This window comes from Nocardia spongicola (assembly GCF_047200775.1).
Classification (GTDB): domain Bacteria; phylum Actinomycetota; class Actinomycetes; order Mycobacteriales; family Mycobacteriaceae; genus Nocardia.
This window is the reverse complement of sequence record NZ_JBJZOO010000006.1, coordinates 211,757-226,222: the sequence shown is the minus strand read 5'-3', so window position 1 is coordinate 226,222 and position 14,466 is coordinate 211,757. Positions and strand designations below refer to the sequence as shown.

Sequence of the window (14,466 nt, the reverse complement as noted above, 5' to 3'; positions counted from 1 at the left end):
CGCATGCTGATGCCTCGTAAGGTGAAGCACCGCAAGCAGCATCACCCGAGCCGGTCCGGCATGTCCAAGGGCGGCACCTCGGTGGCGTTCGGTGAGTACGGCATCCAGGCACTGGAGCCGGCCTACGTCACCAACCGGCAGATCGAGTCGGCGCGTATCGCGATGACTCGCCATATCCGCCGTGGTGGCAAGATCTGGATCAACATCTACCCGGATCGCCCGTTGACCAAGAAGCCCGCCGAGACCCGCATGGGTTCGGGTAAGGGTTCGCCGGAGTGGTGGGTCGCGAACGTCAAGCCCGGCCGGGTGATGTTCGAGATGAGCTACCCGAATGAGGAGACCGCTCGTGAGGCCCTGCGCCGCGCGATGCACAAGCTCCCGATGAAGTGCAGGATCGTGACCAGGGAGGAGCAGTTCTGATGGCTACCGGAACACCGGCCGCAGAGCTCCGCGAGCTCACCGAAGAGGAGTTGGTGGCCAAGCTGCGCGACTCCAAGGAAGAGCTGTTCAACCTGCGCTTCCAGATGGCGACGGGGCAGCTGGACAACAACCGTCGTCTGCGCGTTGTCCGTCACGAGATCGCGCGTATCTACACGGTCATGCGTGAGCGTGAGCTCGGTCTGGCCACCGGACCCGCTGGCAAGGGAGATGCCGCATGAGCGACAAAGCAGAAGGGCAGCGCGGCAGCCGCAAGGTGCGTGTCGGTTACGTTGTCTCCGACAAGATGAACAAGACGATCGTCGTCGAGCTGGAAGACCGTAACCGGCATCCGCTCTACGGCAAGATCATTCGCACCACCTCCAAGGTGAAGGCGCACGACGAGAACGAGATCGCCGGTATCGGTGACCGCGTTCAGCTGATGGAAACCCGTCCGCTGTCGGCCACCAAGCGCTGGCGGTTGGTCGAGGTCCTGGAGAAGGCCAAGTAAGAGCCCTCTCAGCGGAAATCACAAGGCCCGCTTCCCGGTTGGGAAGCGGGCCTTCGTCGTGATCACCGCAGATCTTTTCAGGGATTCCGCCGCTCTGTACGCTGAATTGTCGAGTACGCAATGTTTTTCGGGTACAGCTCCAGAAAGAACGCGAGGCCAGGGGGTAAGTGGTCGGTGCTGGGATTGATAGTGTGCGCGGTGCTGGTTCTGCTCTGTGCAATCTTCCTGATCAGTCTCCTCGAGTGGGACGACGAACAGCCAGAGCGTCGTCGTGATTGGAGTGCGGGGGACAGCGGCAGTGATTCCACCGGTGGCTTCAGTGACGACAGCAGCGGGAGCAGTTGCGGTGGTGGCGGGGGCGGTGGTGGCGGTGACTGAAGCGCTGAGGTGCCGGTGAACTACTGGATCAACCGGTAATAGCGTAAGGGCGATGGACTTTGATCGCCGAGTCCACGACGCGGGTGACCGCGGCGCGGGGAATTCCGAGTTCATTGGCTATGGCCTGGGATGTGCGCCCTTGGTCGGCCAGGGTGAGAATCTCTCTGACCTCTACGATCGGCAGATTCGACAGGCGTCGATCGGTGATAGCCCTTGCGATCGCGGCGATTTCGTCGTCGACGGTATCGGCTTCGTCGGTGTCGTCGGCATCGCTGTCGTCGGTCTCGGCGCGTGATTCGGCGTTGTCGATCTTGGTGGGTGATTCGGTGGCGTCCGTATCGCGCAGCGGTGTCGGCTCGGCGCGTAGTTGTGGATGTGGTGGTTCGAGGGCTTCATCGAGGGCGAGTTGTGTGCTCTCGGTGTCGGTGGAGCGCTCCTTCCGCTCGGCAGGCCGGGCTTTTCCGAGTTTCGCCGAGCGCGGCGCACTAGCGTTCGGATCGGCCTGAGTATCGAGGTCGGCGGTTGCCGCGGCCGGTACGGGTGGCGGTTCGGCGTTTTCCGCGTAGCCGTTCCGGATGGTGCTGGATCCGTGCTGCGCGCGGTCGCGCGGAGGTCCGCTCGGTTCGGGGTCTTGGACCCGCTGTGCCGGGTGGGCAGGTACAGCACTGTTCATTGTGGCTGTGGTGGCCCCTTCGCCTGTCGCGGATTCGGCGTGCGGATCATGGGTCGGGCTCTGGCGCGGGGTGGGCGTGGACTCGTCCGGGGATCCGGTCGGTTCGCTCTTGGTATGGGGTGAGGAGTGTGGTGCTGGGGGGCGCTCGGGCGCCGGGATGGTTCGGCCTTCGGCAGAGGTATCGCGAATACGGTCAGGGGGCGGGGGTGTGCGCCGGCTGTCCGAGCCCGGGCTGGCAGCGGCATTTCCGTGCGGACTGGGCGACCAGGTGTGACCATCGGTCATCGGAGCAGCAGTGTGCTTGCCGTTGGGCAGGGTGAAGGTGTCGTCGAGGGCGGAAGTCGCCAGGCCAGGGTGGCCATCGGCAGAGAGCGGAACAGCGCCCACAGCGGCAGGAAGGTCGTGTGTGTGGCCATTGGCGCGGGTTTCGACGCCGCGACCGGTGCTGTGCGCCGGAGTATCAGCGTCTAGCTGGGGATCGTACCTGCTATCAGGCATTTTCGGGGTGGGTGTCGGCTCGATCGGACTGCTCCCCGAGCCGAGGTGAGTCATGGGGGCACTGTCGATCAACATCGCGTAGCGCGCGGAAACCCAGGCGTGCAACCAGATCACAACACCCACCATCACCGGAGCGATGGCGTACTCGGCGGCGCGGCCGAACTGGCCCGTAGCCAGATGCGGCCCGGTATTGAGCGCGACGGTCGTGCCGAGCAGCGCCACCTCGAAGAAGATCACCTTGCCGCGCGGCAACTCCCGACCCCAGCGCGCGGCGGTCGTCGCCACGATCATGATGGTGATGATCGGGATCGAGATCATCGCTTCGATGCCGTAGCTCAACCAGTACAGCGGGTCGGACATATCACCGCTGGGCACCAGATTACGCTGCACATTGACGCCGGCCCAGGCCATACCGAGCACGACGACGGCGATCAAGGCACGCGAGGACCATTCGGCCCGACGGTAGAGCTGCGCCAGGCGTGCGTCCGCACTGGAGACCCGTCGCCGCGCCGCCACCGCGCGGCGATGCCAGCGGGCATCGGCCTCGTCTCGCCGTCGCAGCGCTGCCGCCGACTTACGGTCCCGTTTCTCGGCAGCCAGTTCCGCTTCGATCTCCCGGCGACGTTGGGCGCGACGTTGTGCGCGAATCCATTCCGCGAGTTCGCGCTCCGCGGCGATTTCGCGTTCGGACAGGACTTCCAGCAGTGCCGGGTCGAGCTGCAAAGGCAGTTTGCCGCGTGCGGTCTCGACTTGCTGTGCCAGCGCCGCGATCTCGGTGTTCGCGGTCACCGCGTTGCTGTTCGACACATCGGGCATCGCGAGCCTTCCCAGGAGCAGGTGCCATGTCGGGTGGTGGAGACATGAATGCTCGAACGTATGTGTGATCGGTGTGAGACTAAACCGACCTCTGCCCGTGGTCAATACGGTCGGTGGTGACATGGTGGTGCGGCCGCTCGGGTCGCCAGGGATCTTCGCGATGTCGATAGGTAACGCCGAACTGCGCCGTGATCCCCGGAATGCTCAGCTCGGTTGTCGTCAGCTACCGGGTATCAGCGCGGTGAGATCGCTGTCGGCTACGGGCTGCGCGGCTCCCGACAGGGCGCCGCGTAGGGCGCCGATGAAGGCGTGCATGATCAGTTCGCGCAATTCGACGCGGGTGAGTTGCCGGTTGTCGAGCCAGTCCAGGCAGGTGGCGATGATGAAAGCGTTCCACCCCCGTATGGCTGTCTCCAGGGCCGGTTGGGCCGGTTGCCCTGGAGACAGGACCGAGGTGACGCGCTCGATCTGTCGGCGGTTGTTGCGTTGGATAGCGGCGGTGACCCTGGCATCGCCGCTGTCACGTCCGCGGTGCATCGCGCGGTAGGCGTGCTCATAGGCCAGCACATAGTCGATGTAGCCGTCGACGCCGGCGCGGCATCGGTCCAGTGGCGGCAAGTCGTCAGGCGGTTCGGTCATGCGGCCCAGCTCCTCGATCGCCCGGTCGACGACTGCGGCGAACAGTGCTCGCTTATTGGGGAAGTAGTGGTAGATCAGGCTGGTCGAGGCACAAGCACGTTCGGCGATCAACTCCATCTGCGCCTGTTCGTAAGGGTGGTGGGCGAAGATCTCGGTCGCGACCGAGAGCAGTTGGTCGTAGCGTTCGTCGACGACCATCCGGCGGCGCGGGCGTTGCGTGGTCACAGCGAATCATCTTACTGAAACTACTTGCAATAGTAATCGGGGGTAGCTAGAGTTCCGACTATTGAATTCGCTTATAACAAGATGGTCTGATGGCATCGCGATCTGTTCTGGTGATCGGCGCCGGTGAGGAGTGGGAATGAGCCGAATACTGTGTATGGTCCAGCAGGGCCAGACGGATCGATCGCGGTTCCGGGCGATCGAACACGCGCTGGTCGGGGCTTATCGGCACGCGCTCGATTCCGCCGACCGGCCACTGGTGGTGTGGATGGAAGTGCCCGCGGGGCAGGGATTCACCGAATCGCGGCCGTCGTCGATGTCGTGGCTGATGGCCGAGGTCGACGATGGGCTCGACGCCGCTCGGCGTGAGCGGGTCTTGCTCGCGATGAGCGAGGCGTGGTCCACGGCGACCGGGACACGTTCGGATCAGCTGATGCTCGCTGTGTGCGACAGTTCGAGCTTCGTCCGCTATCAACGCCTCAATGCGGCGCGTGTCCGTCCGATCGCGCGGCCGCTGTTCTTGGTGCGGACCGCCGCACGTCTTGCTTGGTCACGGGTTCGTCATGGCTATCTGTCCCTCCCCGTCAACTACCGAACGAGCTGATATGCCTCTCTACAACATCGCTACTCGCCGCGAGCTGTCACCCCGTCTGCGCACCGCGGTCGCCCAAGTCGTTCTCGACACCCATTGTGAAATCACCGAGGCGCCGCCGGCCTTCGTCAATGTGGTTTTTCCGCAGGGCTACCCGCTTCGCTCCGGAGTCGAACTGTCGATGATCGGCAGCGTGCGCGAAGGCGGCAACCGCGACGCCGCCTTGCTGGCGCGTCTCGAGCGCGAACTACGGACCCGGATCGCGCATGCGGCCGGTGTGCCACCGGCTGCCGTGGAAGTCACCCTCATGGGAGTCCCCGCCAGTTGGGTCATGGAAGGCGGTCGGATCATGCCGGAACCCGGCGAAGAACAAGACTGGCTCCAGCACTGAGCCGGCTCGCCCCCGCTGAGGCATGCTGTTGCGGCGTGTGCCTATCGACAGAAGCCGTGCCGCGGGGTCGTCGCCGTCGCCCGCTCTCGGGAACGCCCGTCAGGTCACGGTGGCATGCCAGACGAGCGCGGCTGCCAAGGCTCCTGCGCCGTTGACCGACCAGTGCAGGGCGATCGGAGCGAGCAGGCTGCCGGTGTGGTGGCGCAGCCAGGTGAATACCGCGCCCGCCGCGGCTGTCGCAGTGACGGCGAGCAGGATCCCGGCGATCTGCCCGGTGACGCCGCCGCCGAGGAATCCGGTCAGTCCGCGGTTGCCGGCAGTGAGGCCGAGCGAAGAGGCGATGTGCCAGAGTCCGAACAGCATCGAGCCCGCGGCGAAGACACCGCGTGCGCCGTATGCGCGGTGGAGCGTGCCGTGCAGCACGCCACGGAAAGCAAGTTCCTCGGGTATCGCGGTCTGCAGCGGGATGACGATCATCGAGGCGATCAATGCGCCGGAGATGGTGGCGTAGTGATCGGCCAGAAAGAAGGGGCGGGTGACGGGCAGTATCGCACTGATGGCGACGACTGTGAGGACCAGTGCCACCGCACCGAGCGCATAGCGCAAGCCGCGCCGCCAGTGCCGGGGCGCCAAGCCCAGTTCCGACCAACCGAGGCCCCGCCTGCGCATGAGGGTGAGAAGCACGCCTGCCGCGACCGGCACCGCCACAATGCTCGCCCAGGCCGTGGTGAAGTGCGCGATGAGATTCGTGCCTGCCAAGACAACGATCACCACGGCGACATCGATATAGGCGTGCACTCGATGACGTGGCTGGAGTGTTGCTGTTCGATCGTACTCGGGCATCTAGGCCAGTCTACGTATCGGGGTCGGGTCTGGCTATATACCTGATTCCGCTGGCTGGGCGGGTGCTGCGCTTTCGCGGTCGGCGAGTTCCGTGGGGCGTGCCGTCGAACCAGCGATCTTGTGGCTATCTCGGGCGTACGCTGGTGCTATTCGTGATCGTTACCGGCCACTGCGTGTAGATCGCTCCGCGCCCGTGCTGTGCGGGGTGGGGTGGTGCCGTGGATTCTGACCGGTGGCTTTGTTCGGTTCGTCATTCACTTGCCCAGCATGGCTGAGGCCGGATCGCGCGACTGTGCGTTGTGTGTTGTTCAGCCACCGCAGTGGCAGGCTCTCGGTTATCGGGTCGCGCCGCTCTCACTCGTTCGACATGTGCGCGGTTTCAGTTATATCGATGCATGATTATTACTAAGCATCATTATTGAGTATAACTATTAGATGGAGGAGAATCCGATGAGCGCGATTACCGACCGGAAGACCGTCCTGATCACAGGCACCTCGAGTGGTATCGGCCTGCACGCCGCGGTGCTCGCGGCCGAGTCGGGCTGGCAGGTCGTCGCCACGATGCGGCAGACCGCCCGCTCGACAGCGCTGGATGAACTCGCGAACCAAAACGGTGTAGCCGATCGCATTGATATCAGGCCATTGGATGTCACCGATCCGGCTTCGGTTCAAGCTTGTTTGTCCGGTGTGCTCGCCGACCATGGTCGTCTCGACGCCGTGATCAACAATGCGGGTGCCGGTCATCTCGGCACTCTGGAGATGGAGACTATCGCCGATATCCGCGCTGTCATGGAGGTGAATTTCTTCGGCGTACTCGAAGTAACCCGGGCTGCGTTACCGCATGTACGCGCCGCACGCGGCCGGGTGCTGACTGTCACCAGCGTCGGCGGTGTGGTCGGGCATCCCTACAACGAGGCCTACTGTGCCGCGAAGTTCGCCGTGGAGGGGTTCATGGAGTCGCTTGCTCCGGCGGTGAAGAGTCTCGGTGTCACGGTGAGCGTGCTCGAGCCGGCGGCTGTCACCAGCCAATTCGTCGACAATGTCGATTCCGAGAAGCTGACTGTGGACAGTGCCGGTCCTTATGCTCCGGGGCTGTCTGCGTATCTCGAGTACGCCAGGAATGCCTATGTCGATTCGGGTGCGCAGACCTCCGAGTCCGCCGCGCAGGCGGTCGTCGACGCGCTCGACGCTGTCGATCTCCCGTTCCGGGTGCAGACTTCCGATGCCGCCAGGAAGATGGTGGCGATCAAGCTGAGTGACCTCGATGGATCGAAGGTGCAGGGTCTGGCCGAAGCTTATCCGCGGTAATCCCTGTTCCGGCCGCTGCGTCGCGGCACTGGTCGGGCACAGGGTTCAACCGGGTAGATCTGTCCATTGCCGTCGGTGAGTCCGGTCGGTTCGCGCCGCCGATCCGCGATCTCGATGGCTATCGGCGGCCTGTTGCTTGAGTTGTTCGTTACCGGTGGTTTCAGGTGGATCGCTCTGCGTCCGCGACGTCCGGGACGGGGGTGGTTCCTGGGTATTTGCTCGTCTTGTCTGTCGTTCACTCCGCCAGCATGGCCGCGAGCAGATCGCGCAGCTGTGCGCGCTGGTTGTCGTCCAGTCGTCGCAGCGGTTGGCCTGCGAATGGCATGCGCGCGCGCAGATCCGCGCCGACGCGCTTGCCTTCCTCGGTTGCCGCGATCAGGCGAACCCGCCGGTCGTCGGGATCCAGGCGGCGTTCGACCAAACCGCGTTCCTGCAGTTTGTCGATGATCGCGGTGATATTCGACGGCTCGGCGTGCAATTGGTCGGCGATGCGCCGGGTCACGATCGGCTCTTGCGCTGCGAGCAGTGCCTTGGCCTGCATGAGCGTGAGCCCGTGTGCGCTCGCCGCGGCTTCCGCCTCCTGGGCGTAGCGGCGGTTGATCGCCGCGAACAGTCCGATGATCTCGGTTGCCTGATCGCGCCGCTCTCGCTCGTTCGACATGCGTTCCACTTTAGCTATGCCGACATATGATGATGTAACATCATCATTATCAATAATAATTATTTGAGAGGGAAGAATCGTATGAGCGCGGCTACCGACCGGAAAACCGTCCTGATTACAGGCACCTCGAGCGGTATGGGACTGCATACGGCGGTACTCGCGGCCGAGTCCGGCTGGCAGGTCGTTGCCACGATGCGGCAGACCGCCCGCTCGACGGTGCTTATCGAGCTCGCTGATAAGGCCGGTGTGGCCGATCGCATCGATATCCGCCCGCTTGACGTCACCGATCAGGCTGCCGTGCGGCAGTGTGTGTCCGGTGTGATCGCCGACTACGGCCGCCTCGATGCCGTGATCAACAATGCGGGCGCAGGTCATGTCGGCACTCTCGAACTGGAGGACATCGCCGATATCCGCGCCGTCATGGAGGTGAACTTCTTCGGAGTCATCGAGGTGACCAAGGCCGCGCTGCCGCATCTGCGCGCTACGAAGGGGCGGGTGCTGAGCGTCACCAGTGTGGGCGGTGTGGTCGCACAGCCATTCAACGAGGCCTATTGCGCAGCCAAGTTCGCTGTCGAGGGATTCATGGAGTCGCTGGCCCCGGTGGCGAAGGGGGCCGGGGTTACCGTGAGCGTGATCGAACCGGCTGCCGTTGCCAGCGAATTCATCAACAACGCAGGCGCCGAGGCCCTGGATGTGGACACGACAGGTATCTACGCCCCCGCGCTGACCGCCTACCTCGAGCGCGTAGACAATGTCTTCGCTGCCGCGCAGACCTCGGAATCCGCCGCCCGGGCCATCGTCGACGCACTCGATTCCGCGGATCTGCCGCTGCGGGTACAGACCTCCGATGCGGCCAGGACTGTTGTCGGGATCAAGCTCGCTGATGTGGACGGCTCGAAAGTGCAGGCTGTGACCGCCTCGTATCTGCCGTAGTCTCCGGCATCGCACGCTGATCCGGTATACCGGATCAGCGTGCCCACCCCTGTGGATCTGTCCACGCCTGCAGTGTGCGGGTGGTATCGAATCGGCGGGGCTCCCTGGTGACCGGGTCGGTGAACTCCAGCGAGGCGGCCAGTAGCTGTAGTGGTCTGCGGAAGTCGTCGACGGGTTTGTCGGTGAGTGTGGGATAGAAATCGTCACCGAGGATCGGGATGCCGAGGCTGTTCATATGCAGTCGTAGCTGATGGGTGCGGCCGGTATGTGGGTGTAGTCGATAGCGGCCGAGTCCGTCGCGGTGCTCGAGTAGTTCGATCCGGGTTTCCGCATTGGGTTCGCCCGGAACCTCCTGGGCGGCGAGCACATGCTTTTCCTTGATGATCCGGCTGCGCACGATGCGGGGCAGGGGAAGGTCGGGATCGAATCGGGCGATCGCTTCGTACTCTTTGCGCACGGTGCGCTTGTGGAACATGGTCTGATAGGCGCCTCGCCGGGCCGGATTGATCACGAACAGGACCAGGCCAGCTGTGCCGCGGTCCAGCCGGTGTGCCGGGATCAGGTCGGGCAGGTCGAGTTCCTGGCGCAGGCGCACCAGCGCGGTCTGCAGAATGTGTTTGCCGCGCGGGATGGTGGCCAGGAAGTGTGGTTTGTCCACGACCAGGAGATCGTCGTCGCGGTGCACGATGGGGATATCGAACGGCACCACTGTCTCTTCGGGTAGATCGCGATGGAACCAGACCGCGCCGCCGGGGACATAGGGTGCGTCGAGGCCGATCGGCCCGTGTAGATCGACGATGCCGCCCGTGCGCAGTAGTTCGTCGATGCGTGCGCTCGGTACCCGGGGTAGCCGCTCTATCAGGTGGTCACGGATGGTCGCCCAATCGCCCTGCTCCGGTAGCCGCAGCCGGGCCGGGTCCAAGCCGTGCCGTTTCGGCAACGGCGGTTGTTGCCGTCTTCTCATCGCGGTCGACTGTAGTCGGCAGTGGAGTTGCCGTTATCGCCGGTCAGAAACCGCGCAGCCGATCCGGGATGGTGAGCGACCGACACCGCGCGACCACCGCGCGGTGTCGGTCGAACCGTGTGGCGATCGTAGCGCTGTCGCTGTGGTCGTCGACTGATCGCAGGTTCGCTATTTCCAGTAAGCCTGTGACTTGATGGCGGTCTTCGGCAGGTTGTGGGTGTGCTTGAGTGTCTTGACGATCGAGCGGGTGGTGTGGCCGTCGCAGGCCACCCAGGCGTAGGCATCGGCGGGGCAGTCGATGTTCTGAGACTGTTCGCGTAAGAGGTGTCCGTCGTCGATGCGCTGCAGCCAGGTGATCTGGTGGTGTGGTTTATTGCGGACCGGCAGGGTCTGATCGGATTCGTACTGCCATTCCAGCCAGACTCGGGCCGGGGTGTCGCCGATGGCCTCCAGTAGTGAGTTGATCGCCGGGAGTGAGGCGGTGTCGCCGAAGATCAGGTATTCGCTCGGTGCGGTTTCCGGTAGTGCGAAATTGGATCCGAGGACTGATGCCTCCAGCACATCCCCGATTCGCGCGCTCTGCGCCCAGCGGCTCGCAGGCCCCTCGTGCAGGGCGAATTCGATCGAGAATGTGTCGCCGGTCGGGTCGGGATCGACCAGTGTGTAGCCGCGGTGGTGCAGCTTGTCGGTCGCGGCATCCGGAATCCACAGGCGGATCCATTGGGTGGGGTGCACCGGATGGTCCGCGAGTAATCCGTTCGCGTCGAAGCCGATCCGGATGTAGTTGTCGGTGATGTGTTCGGTCGACCGGACGGTGAGGCGGTAGTCCTGGCCGCCCCACACTTTCACGATGACCCCGTCGAATCCTCTTCCCATAGGAGTGAGGTTAGCCTAAGTAAAGTTGAATGTCTCGTGTGGTGCGGTGAATGTCTTCGGCCGACTTCGGCCTCGCGGTGGTGGAGGCCGAAGTCGGCGCGGTGGAACGGGTCAGCAGCCCTGGCCGACGAAGTTGCCGATGGTGCAGACGGATTCGCGGCTCAGCTTCCAGGTGCCGTCGATCTGCTTCCAGGTCAGCGGGAAGGTCCACGGGTCGTAGCCGTCGGTGGCGGTGACCAGGGTGGCCGAGGCGGTATTGCCGCTCACGGTTACCGGGCCGCTGACGTACCAGCGCCAGCTCGCGGGCGCGAGAGAGATCAGGGTGGCGGCGGTATCGAATACCGGCAGGCCTGCCGCGCCGGTTTCCAGTTCGGCGGCGCGCGCGGCGCGCGATGCGCCGGTATTGAAGAGGATGCCCATCTTGGTGTTCAGTTCGCCCACGCTCGGGGCCTCGGCGCGCACCTGGGTGATGAGCGGAGTCGCTCCGGCGAGCGTGGTGGTGGTCACGCTACCGAAGGTGCCGACAAGGGCGGCCGCGGCAAAGGCCAGGGCACCCAGTTTCTTTCGCGTGCTGATCATCAGTTCTTCCCATCGTTCGCGTTCCGATGTGTCTCTCGATTGCGGAGAGTGACACGATCGTTCACTGTAAGGTAAGCCTATGCAAACATAAAGTCTGCTCGGTGACTATGTGCCGAGCTGCGAGAGATGTGGGCGTAGGCACAGCCGCGCACGCGGGAGAAGTGGGAGAGCCAGTGGAAACACTTGTGGTGATCGGCGCGGGCCCGAAGGCGATAGCCGTCGCGGCGAAGGCACACGTACTGCGCGAACTGGGGTTACCGGCGCCACGGGTCGTCGTGGTGGAAGAGCAGGCGGTCGGCGCCAATTGGTTGCCGAGTGGTGGCTGGACCGATGGCAGGCATCGGCTCGGCACCGGCCCGGAGAAGGATATCGGCTTCCCATACCACTCCACCTGGGCCCGTGGGCACAATCGGGCGATCAACGAGGCCATGATCGCCTACAGCTGGACATCGTTCCTGGTCGATCAGGGCACCTATGCCGAGTGGGTCGATCGCGGTCGCCCGAGTCCGCAGCATCATGTGTGGGCGAAATATCTGCAGTGGGTAGCGGCGCGTATCGACCTCGAACTCGTCATCGGGACAGTGCGATCGGTTGCCGCGGCTGCCGACGGCTGGCTGGTAACGGCGGTGGACGCCGATGGCATCCCGACCGAGATCGATGCCGACGCGCTGATGATCACCGGTCCTGGCCGCAGCGGGAAGGCGCTGGCGAAGCATCCGAAAGTACTGAGTGTCTCGGAGTTCTGGGATCTGGCAGGCAAGCGCAAACTGCCGGTCTCCTCCAGGGTGGCCGTTATCGGCGGCGGTGAGACCGCGGGATCGGCATTGGACGAACTGGTGCGCCACGGCATGTTGTCCATCTCGGTGATCTCGCCGATGGCGACGATCTTCACCCGTGGGGAAAGCTATTTCGAGAATTCGCTGTTCAGTGATCCGATCAAATGGGGCTCGCTGAGCATCGAGGAGCGCAGAGAGGTTATCCGCCGCACCGACCGTGGTGTGTTCTCGGTGCGGGTGCAGGAGAGCCTGATCGAGGACAATCGGGTGCATCATCTGCAGGGCCGGGTGGTCCGGGTCGCCGATCAGAGCGATGGTGTGGCACTGACATTGCGCAATGAGCTGCGGCCGGATCAGGTGCATATCGTCGATCTGGTGATCGACGCGACCGGCGGGCAGCCGCTGTGGTTTCTCGACCTGTTCGACGCGAACGCCGCCGACCTACTGGAACTCGCGGTCGGTGGCCAGCTGACCCAGAGCAGTATCGAATCGGCCATCGGCTACGACCTGGCCGTATCGGGTTTGGACGCGAAGCTGTATCTGCCGAATCTCGCCGCGCTCGCGCAGGGGCCGGGTTTCCCGAACCTCAGCTGCCTTGGCGAACTCTCGGATCGTGTGTTGCGTAGCGAGCCGGTGAAGACCCGCCCCGGCGTGTTGCGGGATGGCGAAGAGGCTGTCCGCTGAAGGCTCGGCGCCGGGCCGTTGGTCAGCGGCTCGGCGCCGGGGGTGTACCGAAGGTGCGGTACCGGCTCGTTTCCGAAGGGATGCCCCAGAGGGGCTCAGCGCCGGAGTGTGGGCAGGTCCGACTGTGTACGCGGCAGGACGTGCAGCGCGATCCGGCGATCCGGCCGTACATCGACCTCGCCCAGATCGATCCAGCCGTTCTTACGCAGGGCTTTGCGCATCGGAGTATTGCGGTGATCGGGATCGCAGATGAGCCGCTTGCAGCCGGGATCGGCGGTGAACAGCGCGGCGGCCAGCTCGCGCATCCATGCCGACATGATGCCGTGGCCGATCAGGTTCAGGTCTGCTGTCGCGATATGGAAGCCGAGGTCCAGCGGATCGGCCTCGTAGAGCTTGCCGCATTCGTCTTTGGCCGCGCGGTACAGCTCGACGTAGGCCACTTCGCGGCGGCCGAGATCCGCCCGGTCGATCGCGGTGAAGTCGTAGCTGAGCAGGTATGGCCGCGAATATGTTCCGGCCAGTTGCGCGGCCAGGTGGCGTCGCCTGCGTTCGGCGGGCCATGGCTGTTCCCATGTCTCGACGAGGTGCGGTAATGCCATCCAGGTGGCGAGGGTTTCCGGGTCGGTGCCGTCCGGATCGGCGAGCCGCATCCGGAACGGCTCGCCGATCTCGGGTACGACCGGTGCCGGTGCGCTGCGGACGTCCTCGGGGATATCGGTCAGTTCGCGTTCGAGGATGTGCGGCGTCCCGGTGTGATTCATCGTGCTGCGGCTCCGTTCCTTCGGCCATTGACCCCAGGGTTATTAAGGCTACCCTAGGCTTAGGTTGGTAAGGCTATGCTAACGTCGCTACATGGCATGGCCCGGGTCGTCGCGAATGGTGGCGCCGAGCGGCCATCGCAAGCGATACCGTGACGCAGGAGCCTTGATGCCGAAAAACCTTGGGTGGATTCGTCAATTCCACCAGCCGACCTCGGACTCGAGTCCACTATTGCTGATATTCCCGCATGCGGGTAGTGGCGCTTCCGCATATCGGAATTTCTCCAAGGCCCTCAGCGCGAACTTCGATGTCGCCGTCATTCAATACCCCGGGCGTCAGGACCGGGCAATGGAACCGGCGGCGACCACGATTCCGGAGCTGGCCGCGGGCGCACTCGACGCTTTCCTGGAATCGGGGCGCCACCGCGGCACTCCCATCACCGTTTTCGGGCACAGCATGGGCGCGATGACCGCGTTCGAGTTCGTCCGCCAAGCCGAAGCCGTCGGCATCGAGGTGGGTCTGCTCGGTGTCTCCGGCGCGGTCGCGCCCTGTCATGTCGTGGATATGCCGCGGCATCCCACCGAGGACGAGGAACTGCTCGACCACCTCGCCGCGCTCAACGGGACCGGCGCTGATGTACTGGCCAACCGGGAGATCATGCGGATGACCCTGCCCGCGCTCAAGGCCGATTACGCGGCGTTCGACCGTTATGTCTGCGCACCGGAGGTGCGGGTGCGGGCCAGGATGCACGTGCTCGGCGGCTCCGACGATGAACATGTCACGGCCAGGCACTTGCAGGACTGGGCGCAACACAGCGAACAGGGCAGCACCGTCACGCTTTTCGACGGCGGGCATTTCTATCTGAACAACCAGGTGGACGGGATTACCGAATTGCTGGTGTCCGAGGTTTTCTCCGCGAGATAGTTCGCGATTCGCAGGTGAGGTA

At 64.2% G+C, this 14,466-nt stretch carries 17 protein-coding genes; 9 read left to right on the top strand and 8 right to left on the bottom strand.

Features of this window, described 5'->3' with window-relative positions:
- The first annotated feature begins 3 nt into the window (after positions 1-3).
- Genes rplP through rpsQ form a run of 3 tightly spaced genes read left to right on the top strand, consistent with a single transcriptional unit; the run spans position 4 to position 928 of the window.
- Positions 4-420 (top strand): 50S ribosomal protein L16, encoded by a 417-nt coding sequence (gene rplP, locus ACL02S_RS14905; protein ID WP_412803002.1) that lies wholly within the window; start codon positions 4-6, stop codon positions 418-420.
- Positions 420-659 (top strand): 50S ribosomal protein L29, encoded by a 240-nt coding sequence (gene rpmC, locus ACL02S_RS14900; protein ID WP_040864843.1) that lies wholly within the window; start codon positions 420-422, stop codon positions 657-659. Before rplP ends, rpmC begins: the two co-directional genes overlap by 1 nt.
- Complete coding sequence (rpsQ, locus tag ACL02S_RS14895) at positions 656-928, top strand: 30S ribosomal protein S17 (RefSeq protein ID WP_412803001.1); 273 nt, start codon at positions 656-658, stop codon at positions 926-928. Before rpmC ends, rpsQ begins: the two co-directional genes overlap by 4 nt.
- 406 nt (positions 929-1,334) lie before the next feature.
- On the opposite strand, the gene ACL02S_RS14890 is transcribed toward rpsQ, so the two are convergent.
- Both ACL02S_RS14890 and ACL02S_RS14885 read right to left on the bottom strand, forming a co-directional pair.
- Positions 1,335-3,293, bottom strand: coding sequence for a hypothetical protein (locus tag ACL02S_RS14890; protein WP_412803000.1), 1,959 nt, complete (start codon positions 3,291-3,293; stop codon positions 1,335-1,337).
- Between the two features lie 219 nt (positions 3,294-3,512).
- Positions 3,513-4,157 carry a TetR/AcrR family transcriptional regulator gene (locus tag ACL02S_RS14885; protein ID WP_412802999.1) on the bottom strand — a complete coding sequence of 215 codons (645 nt, stop codon included), beginning with the start codon at positions 4,155-4,157 and terminating at the stop codon, positions 3,513-3,515.
- A 136-nt stretch (positions 4,158-4,293) separates the two neighbouring features.
- Here ACL02S_RS14885 and ACL02S_RS14880 point away from each other — a divergent pair, with 136 nt between their 5' ends.
- Together ACL02S_RS14880 and ACL02S_RS14875 are read left to right on the top strand one after the other, a co-directional pair.
- On the top strand, positions 4,294-4,758 hold the full coding sequence (locus tag ACL02S_RS14880) for a hypothetical protein (protein ID WP_412802998.1): 465 nt from the start codon (positions 4,294-4,296) through the stop codon (positions 4,756-4,758).
- 1 nt (position 4,759) lies between these two features.
- Complete coding sequence (locus tag ACL02S_RS14875; RefSeq protein ID WP_412802997.1) at positions 4,760-5,137, top strand: 4-oxalocrotonate tautomerase; 378 nt, start codon at positions 4,760-4,762, stop codon at positions 5,135-5,137.
- A gap of 99 nt (positions 5,138-5,236) precedes the next feature.
- On the opposite strand, the gene ACL02S_RS14870 is transcribed toward ACL02S_RS14875, so the two are convergent.
- Entirely contained in the window at positions 5,237-5,980 is a 744-nt protein-coding gene (locus ACL02S_RS14870; protein WP_412802996.1) for a CPBP family intramembrane glutamic endopeptidase, read from the bottom strand.
- Positions 5,981-6,430: 450 nt separating this feature from the next.
- Between ACL02S_RS14870 and ACL02S_RS14865 the strand changes: the two genes are divergently transcribed.
- Positions 6,431-7,288 carry an SDR family oxidoreductase gene (locus ACL02S_RS14865; RefSeq protein WP_412802995.1) on the top strand — a complete coding sequence of 286 codons (858 nt, stop codon included), beginning with the start codon at positions 6,431-6,433 and terminating at the stop codon, positions 7,286-7,288.
- 235 nt (positions 7,289-7,523) lie between these two features.
- Here the strand turns inward: ACL02S_RS14865 and ACL02S_RS14860 are convergent, their stop codons facing one another.
- Entirely contained in the window at positions 7,524-7,949 is a 426-nt protein-coding gene (locus ACL02S_RS14860; RefSeq protein WP_412802994.1) for a MarR family winged helix-turn-helix transcriptional regulator, read from the bottom strand.
- An 81-nt stretch (positions 7,950-8,030) separates the two neighbouring features.
- Here ACL02S_RS14860 and ACL02S_RS14855 point away from each other — a divergent pair, with 81 nt between their 5' ends.
- Positions 8,031-8,882, top strand: coding sequence for an SDR family oxidoreductase (locus ACL02S_RS14855; RefSeq protein ID WP_412802993.1), 852 nt, complete (start codon positions 8,031-8,033; stop codon positions 8,880-8,882).
- A 34-nt stretch (positions 8,883-8,916) separates the two neighbouring features.
- Here the strand turns inward: ACL02S_RS14855 and ACL02S_RS14850 are convergent, their stop codons facing one another.
- The 3 genes from ACL02S_RS14850 to ACL02S_RS14840 all read right to left on the bottom strand — a co-directional run bounded on the left by ACL02S_RS14850 (position 8,917) and on the right by ACL02S_RS14840 (position 11,301).
- Entirely contained in the window at positions 8,917-9,846 is a 930-nt protein-coding gene (locus tag ACL02S_RS14850) for an RluA family pseudouridine synthase (RefSeq protein ID WP_412802992.1), read from the bottom strand.
- A gap of 168 nt (positions 9,847-10,014) precedes the next feature.
- Entirely contained in the window at positions 10,015-10,722 is a 708-nt protein-coding gene (locus tag ACL02S_RS14845; RefSeq protein ID WP_412802991.1) for a siderophore-interacting protein, read from the bottom strand.
- A 111-nt stretch (positions 10,723-10,833) separates the two neighbouring features.
- Complete coding sequence (locus ACL02S_RS14840) at positions 10,834-11,301, bottom strand: MTB12 C-terminal domain-containing protein (RefSeq protein WP_412802990.1); 468 nt, start codon at positions 11,299-11,301, stop codon at positions 10,834-10,836.
- Between the two features lie 173 nt (positions 11,302-11,474).
- Between ACL02S_RS14840 and ACL02S_RS14835 the strand changes: the two genes are divergently transcribed.
- Complete coding sequence (locus ACL02S_RS14835; protein ID WP_412802989.1) at positions 11,475-12,761, top strand: SidA/IucD/PvdA family monooxygenase; 1,287 nt, start codon at positions 11,475-11,477, stop codon at positions 12,759-12,761.
- A 95-nt stretch (positions 12,762-12,856) separates the two neighbouring features.
- Here the strand turns inward: ACL02S_RS14835 and ACL02S_RS14830 are convergent, their stop codons facing one another.
- Entirely contained in the window at positions 12,857-13,522 is a 666-nt protein-coding gene (locus tag ACL02S_RS14830) for a GNAT family N-acetyltransferase (protein ID WP_412802988.1), read from the bottom strand.
- 166 nt (positions 13,523-13,688) lie between these two features.
- Here ACL02S_RS14830 and ACL02S_RS14825 point away from each other — a divergent pair, with 166 nt between their 5' ends.
- A complete protein-coding gene (locus ACL02S_RS14825) occupies positions 13,689-14,444 on the top strand; it encodes a thioesterase II family protein (protein ID WP_412802987.1) in 756 nt (251 codons plus the stop codon).
- The last annotated feature ends 22 nt before the right edge of the window (positions 14,445-14,466 follow it).

Coding starts and splice junctions, on each gene's coding strand:
- rplP (WP_412803002.1), top strand. CDS start 4: ATGCTGATGCCTCGTAAGGTGAAGCACCGCAAGCAGCATCACCCGAGC.
- rpmC (WP_040864843.1), top strand. CDS start 420: ATGGCTACCGGAACACCGGCCGCAGAGCTCCGCGAGCTCACCGAAGAG.
- rpsQ (WP_412803001.1), top strand. CDS start 656: ATGAGCGACAAAGCAGAAGGGCAGCGCGGCAGCCGCAAGGTGCGTGTC.
- ACL02S_RS14890 (WP_412803000.1), bottom strand. CDS start 3,293: ATGCCCGATGTGTCGAACAGCAACGCGGTGACCGCGAACACCGAGATC.
- ACL02S_RS14880 (WP_412802998.1), top strand. CDS start 4,294: ATGAGCCGAATACTGTGTATGGTCCAGCAGGGCCAGACGGATCGATCG.
- ACL02S_RS14875 (WP_412802997.1), top strand. CDS start 4,760: ATGCCTCTCTACAACATCGCTACTCGCCGCGAGCTGTCACCCCGTCTG.
- ACL02S_RS14870 (WP_412802996.1), bottom strand. CDS start 5,980: ATGCCCGAGTACGATCGAACAGCAACACTCCAGCCACGTCATCGAGTG.
- ACL02S_RS14865 (WP_412802995.1), top strand. CDS start 6,431: ATGAGCGCGATTACCGACCGGAAGACCGTCCTGATCACAGGCACCTCG.
- ACL02S_RS14860 (WP_412802994.1), bottom strand. CDS start 7,949: ATGTCGAACGAGCGAGAGCGGCGCGATCAGGCAACCGAGATCATCGGA.
- ACL02S_RS14855 (WP_412802993.1), top strand. CDS start 8,031: ATGAGCGCGGCTACCGACCGGAAAACCGTCCTGATTACAGGCACCTCG.
- ACL02S_RS14850 (WP_412802992.1), bottom strand. CDS start 9,846: ATGAGAAGACGGCAACAACCGCCGTTGCCGAAACGGCACGGCTTGGAC.
- ACL02S_RS14845 (WP_412802991.1), bottom strand. CDS start 10,722: ATGGGAAGAGGATTCGACGGGGTCATCGTGAAAGTGTGGGGCGGCCAG.
- ACL02S_RS14840 (WP_412802990.1), bottom strand. CDS start 11,301: ATGATCAGCACGCGAAAGAAACTGGGTGCCCTGGCCTTTGCCGCGGCC.
- ACL02S_RS14830 (WP_412802988.1), bottom strand. CDS start 13,522: ATGAATCACACCGGGACGCCGCACATCCTCGAACGCGAACTGACCGAT.
- ACL02S_RS14825 (WP_412802987.1), top strand. CDS start 13,689: ATGCCGAAAAACCTTGGGTGGATTCGTCAATTCCACCAGCCGACCTCG.